The organism is Amycolatopsis sp. NPDC104863 (genome assembly GCF_055582965.1).
Genome location: NZ_JBVJOW010000006.1, coordinates 404,472 through 414,834, shown reverse-complemented (window position 1 = coordinate 414,834; position 10,363 = coordinate 404,472). Strand labels below are relative to the sequence as shown.

Sequence of the window (10,363 nt, the reverse complement as noted above, 5' to 3'; positions counted from 1 at the left end):
TTTTTCTTTTTGGAGTTGTTCTTTTTTCGTCGCAACCGGAGTATTCCCCCCCTTCGCCGGAGGCCCCCCCCCCCCCCCACCCCCCCCAACCCCCCCCCCCCCCCCCCCCCCCCCCCCGGCGTTCTGGGGGAGTGATCAGTGCTGGGCGGGGCGATCGACGTCGCCGCGCCAGGCGCCGGTCTCCTGGCCGTCGCGGACCTCGATGAACTTCTTGAAGCGGTCGAGGTCGCCCTGGACCCGGTGGTCGAGGATGCCCGTCTTGTCGGCGACGTTCTCCACGAAGCCCTCGGGGTCGATGTCCATCTGGACCGTGACCCGCGTGTGGGTGTCGTCGAGGCGGTGGACCGTCACGACTCCGGCGTGGTTGGGCCCGGAGTCGGACTTCCAGGCGATCCGCTCGTCGCGGTTCTGCTCGGTGATCGTCGCGTCGAACTGGCGCTTCACCCCGGCCACGCTGACGGTCCAGTGCGTGTGGGTGTTGTCCAGCTGCTCGATGCGGTCGACGCCGTCCATGAAACGGGGGAAGTCGGCGAACTGCGTCCACTGGTTGTAGACGGTGCTCACGTCGGCTTCGACGTCGACGGACTTGGTGATCGTGCTCATGCCGCGGTCAGCTCCTTCTGCTGCTCGGGGTACCGCACCTGCTGTGCACGGCCGTTCATCGGCTACCCGGCGAATCGCTGCACAAACGTCACGCGCGGTCGAGTCGCGGGTAGAGGACCTCCCGGACGAGCAGCAGGAGCGCGGCGGCGATCGGAATCGCGACGAGCGCGCCGACGACACCGAGGAGCGCGCCGCCGATGATGACGGCGACCACCGTGACCAGTGCCGGGACCTTGACCGCGCCGCCGATGATCCGCGGCACCAGCACGTAGTCCTCCACGATCCGGTAGCCGATGAAGAAGCCGACGGTGCCCAGGCAGACGGGCAGCGACACGGTGAGCGCGACCAGGCTCACGAGCACGCCGCCGACGACGGACCCGACGACCGGGACGAGGTCGAGGATCGCCACGGTGATCGCCAGCAGGGCGGCGTAGGGGACCCCGAAGATCAGCAGCCAGATCAGGGTGAGCACGCCGGCGATGACGGAGATGGCCAGGTTGCCGAGGACGTAACCGCCGACCTTGGTGAAGATCTCGTCGCCGATCAGGATCGCGCGCGGCCGGCGGGAGTGGGGAATGAGCCGGTAGCCGCCGGCGCGGATGCGCGGGAGGTCGACGAGGAAGTAGACGGTCAGCACGACCAGCAGCAGCACGTTGGTCAGCGCGCTGAACACGGCTTGCCCGGCGCCGAGCAGCCCGCTGCCGATCCCGGGGCCGCTCACCAGGCTTTCCAGCTGCTGTTGCAGGTGGAAGCGTTCGTTGAGGTTGCCCAGGACGGTGTTGTGGTTCTGGGCGTCCCGCAGGTAGCCGGGCGCCTTGGCGATGAACTGCGTGGCCTGCTCGACCAGGACGGGGATCGCGGCGGTGAGGAACCCGCCGATGGCGAGCAGGCCGACGACGAAGACCGTGGTGACGGCGAGCCAGCGGGGAAAGCGGTGGCGGGTCAGCCAGGCGACCGCCGGTTCGAGCCCGATGGCGAGGAACAGCGCGAGCCCGATGAGCACCAGGACGTCCTGCAGGCCGGCGACGACCTGCACGAGCCCGTAGACGACGGCGACCCCGGCGGCGCCGGCCATGCCGAGCAGGAACGGTGATCGGCGGTTGAGGGGTTTTCCTTGGGCTCCCAGCGGTTCCTCGGTGGTGCTGAGCTCGGCCGCGGCGGCCTCGGCGTCGGCGAAGGATCCTGTGCCGGACGTCGTCGAGTCGGTGGGTTCTTCGTCGGGTAGGGGACTTTCGGGCATCGATCCGGCCTTCCTGGTCTTCTCGGCACTGCGCGACGCCGGGTTACCCGGTGCGGGCCTGGTGAAGCAAAGTCGTGGTGATCGCTTCGGCTGGGACTGGCCCGGGTATCCGGGGCCGGGCCGTTGCGCGACATCCGCCGCGCCGGAAAGCCGGGGAATGGCCCAGCTGTGCGGATCCGCCTCCTTCGCCGGCGGCGGTCCCTCGTCGGCGCGTACCAGTTCGCGCAGGCCGGCCACCCAGCGCCGTTCGAGGTGGCGCCGGGGCTCATCATCCCGCCGGAAGCTGTTCACTCCGCTCCGCGTCATCCGTGCGCAACCAGTCGCGCAGCGTTGTGTAGACGGCCTCCGCGTGGAGCAGACCGAAGTGGTTGAGCCCGCCGAGCCACACGATCTCCGCTTCCTCGGCCAGGTCGCCGGCGTGCAGCGGGGCCACGAGGAGGTCGCCGAAGAGGTGCCCCCACACGCTTCCCTCGGCGCGGGAGAGCGTCGCCGAGACAAACAGGCGGCGGACGCCCGGTCCCGGGGTCGGCGGCACGGGCCCGCGGGCGAGGTCCTGGATCCCGTCGCTGCGGGCGGCGAGGAGACGGGTGAGCGGGCTCACCGGCCGGGACGTGCCGAGCAGGCGCACCAGGCGGGCCACCCCTCGTTCCAGCGGTGCGCCGTTGTGCGGGGTGCCCAGGCACACCAGCCGGGTCGCCAGGGGAAGCCACGGGGCGTCTTGTTCTGCTTGGTACAAAGCACTTCGCGCCACCAAGCCGCCCATCGAGTGTCCGATGAGGACGATCTCGGTGACGGGCACCGGCCAGGCGGCGACCAGCCGGGAAAGCAGCGTGACGAGGTCGGCGCCGTTCTCGGACACGTGCCGGCCCGAGTTGTACCGGACGTAGACGGACGTCGTGCCGAGCTCGGCCGTCAGGCCCGCGCCGAAGTCGGCGCCGCGGAACCAGCAGCGTTCGGTTTCCACCAGGCCGTGCAGGAAGACGGCGAGGCGGCCGGTCGCCTCGGGGTAGGCGTGCGCGAGCGAGCGCCGGCCGAGGTCCACCGGCCTGCGGTCGGCGCGGACGGTCATGTCGTCGGCGGAACCGCGTTCCGCCGCGGGGAGGCGGACGCCGAACAGGCCGTGGGCGAGGCCCATGGCGTACTGCCCGGGAGCGGATTCGAGGACCGACGTGGTCCAGTAGTCGCGCGCGGCCGCCGAAGCCGGCGCGGTCAAGCCGGTCACCAGTTCGCTCAGCACGGTCGCCTTGGTCATGAGCTACACGGCGGGTGTCCGCGCCGCGCGCAGCGGTGCGCTGACCTCGTGCAGGTGCTGCAGCACGTAGAAGTACGTCTTGAACGGCCCGCACTGGGCGTAGTCGATCCCGTGGTCGTCGCAGAACTGCCGGACCAGGGGCTGGGCGCGGCGGAGGTTGACCCGCGGCATGCTGGGGAACAGGTGGTGCTCGATCTGGTAGTTCAGGCCGCCGAGGGTGAAGTCGACCCACGGGCCGCCGCGGACGTTGCGGCTGGTGAGCACCTGCTTGCGCAGGAAGTCGAGCTTCGTCTTGTCGGTGTAGGTGGGCATGCCCTTGTGACCCGGCGCGAACGAACATCCCATGTAGACACCCCACAGGCCCTGGTGCACGGCGATGAACGCCAGCGCCACCGGCGGCGACAGCACCACGAACACCGCGCCGAGGTAGATCCCGATGTGGGCGGCCAGCAGGACGGCTTCGAGCCGGCGGTGCTTGACGTCGTTGTCCCGCACGGCCTGGATGGCCGCCCAGTGCAGGCTCAGGCCTTCCAGGAGCAGCAGCGGGAAGAACAGGACCGCCTGGTGCTTCGACGTCCAGCGCACGAACCCGCGCTTCCCACCGGTCTGCCCGCGGGTGAAGGCGAGCAGCGGGATGTCGATGTCCGGGTCGTCGTCTTCGTGGTTGGGGCTGGCGTGGTGGCGGGTGTGCTTGCCCATCCACCAGCCGTAGCTCATGCCGATGAGCCCGCCGAGGGCGTAGCCGACGCGGTCGTTGGCCCGGCCGGTGCGGAAGATCTGGTTGTGGCCCGCGTCGTGGCCGAGGAACGCGAGCTGGGCGAACATCACGGCGAAGAACCCCGCCGTGACCAGCTGCCACCACGAGTCGCCCACCAGGACGAACGCCGCGCAGCCGCCGAGGAAGACGAGCAGCGTCAGGCCGATCTTCCAGGCGTAGTAACCGAAGCGCCGGTCCATCAGTCCTTCACTGCGGACGAGGCGGCCGAGCGCGCCGAAGTCGTTGCGTGACGCGGCCCGGAGGGCGGCGTCACCGCCCACAGCAGACACAGTCATGTGAGTCCTTCCCAAGTCCTGCGGGCGCCGGGGACTGGGGCGGCCACTCACTACCGCACCCGGATGCCCGGTCGTGGCCCGCGCCAAACCGGATCGGACCGGCGTCGTCCGGCGGGGTCAGCCGAACGGTGCCGAATGGGTGCCCCACCTGGTGATGGTCGACAGCCCGGCGTTGAGCAGGCGCACGACCTGGCTCTGCGTCCACCCCGTTTCGGCGGCGACTTCGGAGATCGGCCGGTGCCGGACCGCCACCGACCAGACGGTGAACCGCTGCCGGGGCGGCAGCAGGGCGAGCTCGTCGCGGACCACCGCTTCGGCCAGGGCGCTGTCGAACACCGCCGGGTCGCGGCGACGGTTGAGACCGCGCAGCGCGGCGGCCACGGCGGCCCGGCCGCGCCGCGCGGCCGCCAGCCGGTGGGCCGGCGAGGAGGGGGCGATCGTGGGTGAGGCGGCCAGCTTCGGGACCAGCCGGACGCACAGGCGCGCGGCGGCGCCGGGGGACCGGCCGGTGCGCCGGGCGACGAAGTACACCATCTCGAGGACGCGGTCGGCGTCGCTGACCTCGGGGCTGCGGATCCACGGCGGTTCGGCCGTCCGGTCCTGCCGCACGGTGATCACCAGCTCGGGCCGGCGGAGACGCAGTGGGCGATCCCCGCGGCGTCGAGGGCGGTCCGGAGGCTCTGGCTCCCGGTCAGCACCCGCACACCACGCCGCCGGTGTCCATCTTGGACGGTCACCGCCCGCACGCCGCCGACGACGTCGGCATCGGACAGGGTGCAGGCCGACGCGTCGAGCAGGACGACGCCGGTGCACAGCTCGCACGCTTCCCGGAGTTCCGCCGTCATGGCGGCGGCATCACCGGGCAGGCCGCCGCCGGTGGCGACGACGAGGATCGCGGCGTCGGCCACCACCGTCCGCAGCACCATCGGCACGGCGGGCGCGGTCACGTCGTCGAGGTGGCGGTGCACGCGCAGCTGGCGGTCCACGCCCGTGAGGTGCAGCGGCCGCCAGGACGCCCGCGAGCCGGCGACCACGGCGAAGCGGGTCCGGGCACCGGCCAGGTGCTGCGCCGCGGCCAAGATCGTCAGACCGGTTCAGGAGAAGAACGTGGTCGGGGTGAGGTCCACGACGAGCAGGGCGGATCGCCGGGTGATGGCGTCCACCAGCGCGTCGCTGAGAGCCGGTGCGGTGGTGATGTCGACCTCGCCGGCCACGGTGACCACGATGGTGTCCTGGTGGCGGGTCGAGGTGAGCTGCAGCGACGGCCGAGAAGCGCGGGCATCGGGGCGCGGTCGGGTGTGGTCGCGAAATTCGGAGTGGTCCACGATCAGCTCCTGCGGGCCGACCCCCGCGAACCAGGGCCGGCTGTCGAACGACGATCGTCGCGAGCGCGTGGTCTGGGCCCTCTCGGCGCGGTGATCACAGCCTAACGCCCCGGCGGCGGCTTGGCGACCGTGCCGACGCCCCGGGTGGGTCAAAGGCGACGGGGCGCGAGCTCGCCGGCGTCCAGACTGCCGTCGGCGAGGTCACGCGCGACGTCGGACAGGCGGCGCCGCCGATCACGGGCGTACTCCCGCAACCGGGTGAAGGCCTCGTGCATCTCCAGGCCGCCGTACTCGGCGAGGACGCCCTTGGCCTGCTCGACGACCGTGCGGTGCTGCAGGGTGGCTTCCAGCTGTTCGGCGATCAGCTCACCGCGTCCCGCGGCCCGGTGGTGCAGGATCCCGATCGTCGCCACGTCCGCCAGTGCCTGCCCGACGGCGATCGTGTCGGCGTCCAGCTCGACCGGGTCGTGGTTGAGCAGGGTCAAGGCGCCGATGGTCTGTTCCCGCAACCGCATCGGCACCGCCGACGCGGCGCGGAACCCGGCGTCGAGCGCGGCGGGCGCGAACCGCGGCCAGCGGCTCAGCTCCGCGGGCGCGCTCAGGTCGCCGCTGGTCACCGGCGCGCGGGTGGTGAGGCAGTCGAAGCACGGGCCCTGCCGGGTCTGGGCCGCGAACAGCTCCAGCAGGTCGGCGCGCTCGGACGAGCCCGCGGCGGGTCGCCAGCCACCACGCTGGTCCGACAGGATCACGCCGGCGGCGTCGACCGCGAGGTGTTCGACCGAGCGCTCGGCCAGCACGGCGAGGAAGTCCAGGACGTCGAAGTCCGCCACCAGGGTGTCGGCGAGGGTGACGAAGGTGCGGGCCAGCCGCTGGTCCGGGGTTGAGCTCATGCAACTCGCCTCTTTTCGTTCGCCGTCATGCAGACTCCTCGTCGGGGGTGAACCGCAGCGTGCGGGCTACGACCTGGCGGGCGACGTGGCTCAGCGTCAGCCCGTTGCTGAAGGCGTACCCGCGTATTCGGAGCAACGCCGCGTCGGTGGTGACGTCGAGCTGGACCTTCACCATGCCCACCGCCTGGTGGATTTCGACGTGCGAGTCGGCCAGCCAGGTCAGGTCGCTGGTGGCGTGCCCGTCGAGCTGGTCGACCACGGCCTGGGTGGCCAGGTCGGCCAGCAGCAGCGCGTCGCTGATCTGGTCAGGGGTGAGGGCGCCCGGGCGGTCGCGGTAGAGGTCGAGCGAGCCGAGGCGCACAACGCCGATCTGCAGCGGGAAGGAGAACACCGCCGCGGCGCCGAGGTCGGCGGCGCCCGGTCCGAACGCCGGCCACCGCGCGAGGTCGGCGGCCAGGTCGGGCACCAGGATGGGGCCGCCGGTGGCGAAGGTGTCGACGCAGGGGCCTTCGCCCACCGTGAGCTGCAGTTCTTCCAGCCCGGCGCTGATCGGGCTGCTGGCGTGGACGAGCCCGCGGTGGTGTTCGCCGTCCCGGGCGCCGACGGCTTTGCTGAGGACCGTCACTCCGGCTCCGGAGATGTCGAGGGTGCTGACGCACGCGTCGCAGATCAGGGCGACGCGCAGCCCGGAGTAACCATCGGTGGCGAGCAGCGCGCGCAGCTGCTGTCGCCGATCGTCGGTCACGGCGCCGCTCCCGTCTCACCCTGGAGTCCCCACCATAGGCTGTGGTCCCGGCGGCCCCGGGGGCATTCTGGGGAACGAGCACCATGACAACCACACCAGGCCCGGGGAGCTGACCCATGGCAGACACGTCCGGAAGCCGCGGTTCCCGGGTGAGCGAGCGGGAAGGGCGGGTTTCGCGCACGTTCGTCCGGCTGGCCGACACCTTGGTCGCCGACTTCGACGTCGCCGACTTCCTCGACATGCTCACCGAGCAGTGCGTGGCGTTGCTGAACGTCGGTGCGACGGGCGTGATCCTCGTCGACCCCGACGGCAACTTCCAGCTGGCGGCCACGTCGTCGGAGCGTGCGGAGCTGCTGGAGCTGTTCGCGGTCCAGACCGAGGACGGACCATGCATCGACTGCGTCCACACCGGCGCGCCGGTGTTCTGCGCCGACCTGACCGCCGCGACGGGCCGCTGGCCCCGGTTCGCCGCCGCCGCCCACGAATGCGGGTTCCGCGCCGCGCACGCCCTGCCGATGCGGTTGCGCGACGAGGTCATCGGCGTGCTGACCTTGCTCGACGTCGAGCCGGGCGCGCCGGAGCCGGAGGACATCGACCTCGGGCAGGCGCTCGCCGACGTCGCGACCATCGGAATCCTGCAGCAGCGCACCATCGAACAGCGGGATGTCACGGCTGCCCAGCTGCAGAACGCCTTGCACAGCCGGGTGGTCATCGAGCAGGCGAAGGGAGCACTCGCCGAGCGCGGCGGGATCTCGGCCGACGAGGCGTTCCTGCGGCTGCGGTCCTACGCCCGCTCCCGGCGTCTCCGGCTGACCGACCTGGCCGGCTCGGTGCGCGACGGCAGCGTCGACCCGGCCGTGGTCCTTGCCGACGGCCAGGCTTAGGGGCCGGTCTTTTCGAAGCCGGGGCCGGTTCAGGCGCAGCACGCGCGCAGCAGGCGAACGCACGGATCGTCGTGGTGGTCGTCCATGGCCCGGAGGACGTCCGGATCCGTGTTCCGCAGCTCCGGCAGGGGCTGGTTGAGGAGCGCGAGCGCGGCGCCGCGGCGCAGGTCGTACAAGTGCAGGGAGCGGCCGCTGGGCGGCTCGGCCAGCAGGGAGGTGCCGGGGACGACGAGGGGCCGGCCCGATCCGCCGCGGGGGCGCGGAAGCCGTCCCCCACGGTGGGAACCGAAGCTGACGAGGTTCAGCTCACGGACGTTCGAGACGCACAGGAGACACCCGGGGTAGGCCGGAAGCTCGTGCATCACCAGGTCCCCCAGCGCCTCGAAGGGCACGCTCGACCGGGGATCCGGGTGGAGGTCGTCCTGGTCGGTGGGTGGATGATGAAGATCGTAAGCGCTCACGTCTTCGACGTAGTTCTTCGTGGTGCCCGGGCCGTAAGCGCCTCCGGTACGGACGAGCCCGGTGTCCGGGGTGACCGACCAAAGCACCAGGTTCCAGCCGACCGTCAGGGTCACCTTGTCCTCGGCCCAGATGTCGTCGTTGCCGCCGCCTCGCCGGCGCGTGCGGTGCTCGCTCCAGCGTTGGTGCGCGGTGACGAGCGAGTCACCGAGGAAGCCGAGGGACCGTGCCGGGCGAGCGTGCTCGGCATCGGTTCCCCCGAGGGTGATCGCGCCGAGGAGCCTGCCTTCGTCGTCCAGGACGACGTAGCGCCGGCGGTCGGCGAGCGCCAAGCGCGTGCCGTCCGCCGAGACCGCGAACAAGGGGGCTGGTCCGGCCCGGTCGAAGCCGAGGTCGTCGAGCCGGACGCGGTGCTCGAGCCGGCCGTCGGCCGAGCCGGCCAGGACCTGGGTGGCCGAGAGGGCCGCCCAGCCGTGGGCGGTGGCGGTCACCTCCCGGACGGGCGCCGCGTCGAGCAGGATGCGGTCGTCCGGGGTGAATCGCCACAGCCCCGTCTCGCCGCCGGCGACCACGGTGCCGTCCTCGTCCCCGCACGGCACCGCGGGGCCCGGGTCGGCGTCGGCGTCGTAGCTGCGCCGGCTGAGCAGTTCCCCGCCGGGCAGGGTGTACACCTCCAGGGACCGGAAGCTCTGGTCGGTGCGCCGGCCGAAGACGGCGGCCCGCGACCACCCGAGACCCAGCCGCAGCACGTCGTGTTCGAAGTGGACGGTCGTGAGCAGAGGTGGGTTCGCGGCGGCCGTCGCGACCGTGTCCGGGGGCGCCGACCGCAGTGCCGCGTACACCGGGCGGTCGGCCGCCGGTTCGGGCTGCCAGCCCGACGCGAACGACTGGGCCTCTGCGACCGCTCTGGCCACCGGCAGCCTGCTGACCAGCTCCCACAGCCGGTCCCACCGCTCGTCACTGACGAGCGCCGCGCTCAGATCGGCGAAGCGCTCTCCGCGTAGCAGGGCCTCGGACTCGTCACCCTCCGCGGCCATCCGGAACAGCAGATCGACGAGGCCGCCACCGAGTGCCGCGCGCCAGAGGCGGGCGCGCGCGTCCTCGCCCGCGTCCGAATAGGTCTTCACCGTCATCCGGTCATCGGGGTCGACGGCACGGTGGCGCGCGTACTGACCGGTCAGCAGCCAGAACGAAGCGAGCCGTGCCGGGTCGGACGGGGTCAGCTCGTGCCGCAGGCAGAAGTCGCCGAGCTCCAGGACGCTGTCCACCAGCTTCCACACGTCGTCGACGATGTCCTGGTCGCCGGCGGCGAGGATCTTCCGCCGGGCGATGTCCGCCAGCGGATGCCCGCTCAACGCGGCGGCCACGGCGATGACCGGACGCATGTCCTCGGTCAGCTCGTCCTCGGCCGGATGCCGGAGGAGAACGACCAGGTTCTCGCTCACCTGCACCTCGAGCCGGGGATACCCGAAGTTGCGCTCCAGGTGCATCCGCAGGTCGGAGAACGCGTGATGGCGTTTGGGGTCGGGATGGGCGAGGGGCACGGTGAGCAGCTGGTCCCACACCTTGCGGAACCGGCGGTCGGGACGCGGCCCGGGCCCGGTCAGCGCGCGGAGCGCCGCCAGGTCCCCGGCGACGGCGGATTCCCGCAGCTCCCGCTCCGCCTCGCTGCCTCGCCACGCCACACCGCGCAGGAACGGCCACCGGCGGCCTCGCTTCGCGAGCTTCAGCAGTTCGCGCGCCCGCGCTTCGCCGTCCACCGCCCTGATTTTACCCCGGGAGATCCCCTCGAACGGGTGGTGGGGGGGGGGGGGGGGGGGGGGGGGGGGGGGGGGGGGGGGGGGGGGGGGGGGGGGGGGGGGGGGGGGGGGGTGGGGGGAGTCGTGAGGGGACAGACAAAGGAAGGGAGGAC

At 72.1% G+C, this 10,363-nt stretch carries 11 protein-coding genes; 1 reads left to right on the top strand and 10 read right to left on the bottom strand.

Features of this window, described 5'->3' with window-relative positions:
• Nucleotides 1-135 precede the first annotated feature (135 nt).
• The 9 genes from ACZ63J_RS32525 to ACZ63J_RS32485 all read right to left on the bottom strand — a co-directional run bounded on the left by ACZ63J_RS32525 (nucleotide 136) and on the right by ACZ63J_RS32485 (nucleotide 7,108).
• Nucleotides 136-603, bottom strand: a complete 468-nt coding sequence (locus ACZ63J_RS32525; RefSeq protein WP_465310830.1) for an SRPBCC family protein — start codon at nucleotides 601-603, stop codon at nucleotides 136-138.
• Nucleotides 604-691: 88 nt separating this feature from the next.
• Nucleotides 692-1,843 (bottom strand): AI-2E family transporter, encoded by a 1,152-nt coding sequence (locus tag ACZ63J_RS32520; RefSeq protein WP_465400366.1) that lies wholly within the window; start codon nucleotides 1,841-1,843, stop codon nucleotides 692-694.
• Nucleotides 1,844-2,111: 268 nt separating this feature from the next.
• Complete coding sequence (locus ACZ63J_RS32515; protein ID WP_465400365.1) at nucleotides 2,112-3,095, bottom strand: alpha/beta fold hydrolase; 984 nt, start codon at nucleotides 3,093-3,095, stop codon at nucleotides 2,112-2,114.
• 3 nt (nucleotides 3,096-3,098) lie between these two features.
• A complete protein-coding gene (locus ACZ63J_RS32510) occupies nucleotides 3,099-4,148 on the bottom strand; it encodes a fatty acid desaturase family protein (protein WP_465400364.1) in 1,050 nt (349 codons plus the stop codon).
• A 117-nt stretch (nucleotides 4,149-4,265) separates the two neighbouring features.
• A complete protein-coding gene (locus tag ACZ63J_RS32505) occupies nucleotides 4,266-4,757 on the bottom strand; it encodes a hypothetical protein (protein WP_465400363.1) in 492 nt (163 codons plus the stop codon).
• A gap of 5 nt (nucleotides 4,758-4,762) precedes the next feature.
• Complete coding sequence (locus ACZ63J_RS32500) at nucleotides 4,763-5,227, bottom strand: hypothetical protein (RefSeq protein ID WP_465400362.1); 465 nt, start codon at nucleotides 5,225-5,227, stop codon at nucleotides 4,763-4,765.
• 15 nt (nucleotides 5,228-5,242) lie between these two features.
• The gene (locus ACZ63J_RS32495) at nucleotides 5,243-5,473 is read right to left on the bottom strand and encodes an STAS domain-containing protein (RefSeq protein ID WP_465400361.1); all 231 of its coding nucleotides are present in this window, start codon (nucleotides 5,471-5,473) and stop codon (nucleotides 5,243-5,245) included.
• A gap of 149 nt (nucleotides 5,474-5,622) precedes the next feature.
• Entirely contained in the window at nucleotides 5,623-6,363 is a 741-nt protein-coding gene (locus ACZ63J_RS32490) for an ANTAR domain-containing protein (protein WP_465400360.1), read from the bottom strand.
• Nucleotides 6,364-6,388: 25 nt separating this feature from the next.
• Nucleotides 6,389-7,108 carry a GAF and ANTAR domain-containing protein gene (locus tag ACZ63J_RS32485; protein ID WP_465400359.1) on the bottom strand — a complete coding sequence of 240 codons (720 nt, stop codon included), beginning with the start codon at nucleotides 7,106-7,108 and terminating at the stop codon, nucleotides 6,389-6,391.
• A gap of 149 nt (nucleotides 7,109-7,257) precedes the next feature.
• Here ACZ63J_RS32485 and ACZ63J_RS32480 point away from each other — a divergent pair, with 149 nt between their 5' ends.
• Nucleotides 7,258-7,992: a GAF and ANTAR domain-containing protein gene (locus tag ACZ63J_RS32480; protein ID WP_465400358.1), complete on the top strand. Its 735-nt coding sequence runs from the start codon at nucleotides 7,258-7,260 to the stop codon at nucleotides 7,990-7,992.
• Nucleotides 7,993-8,021: 29 nt separating this feature from the next.
• Here ACZ63J_RS32480 and ACZ63J_RS32475 read toward each other — a convergent pair whose 3' ends face one another.
• Nucleotides 8,022-10,211, bottom strand: coding sequence for a hypothetical protein (locus ACZ63J_RS32475; RefSeq protein WP_465400357.1), 2,190 nt, complete (start codon nucleotides 10,209-10,211; stop codon nucleotides 8,022-8,024).
• Nucleotides 10,212-10,363 lie beyond the last annotated feature (152 nt).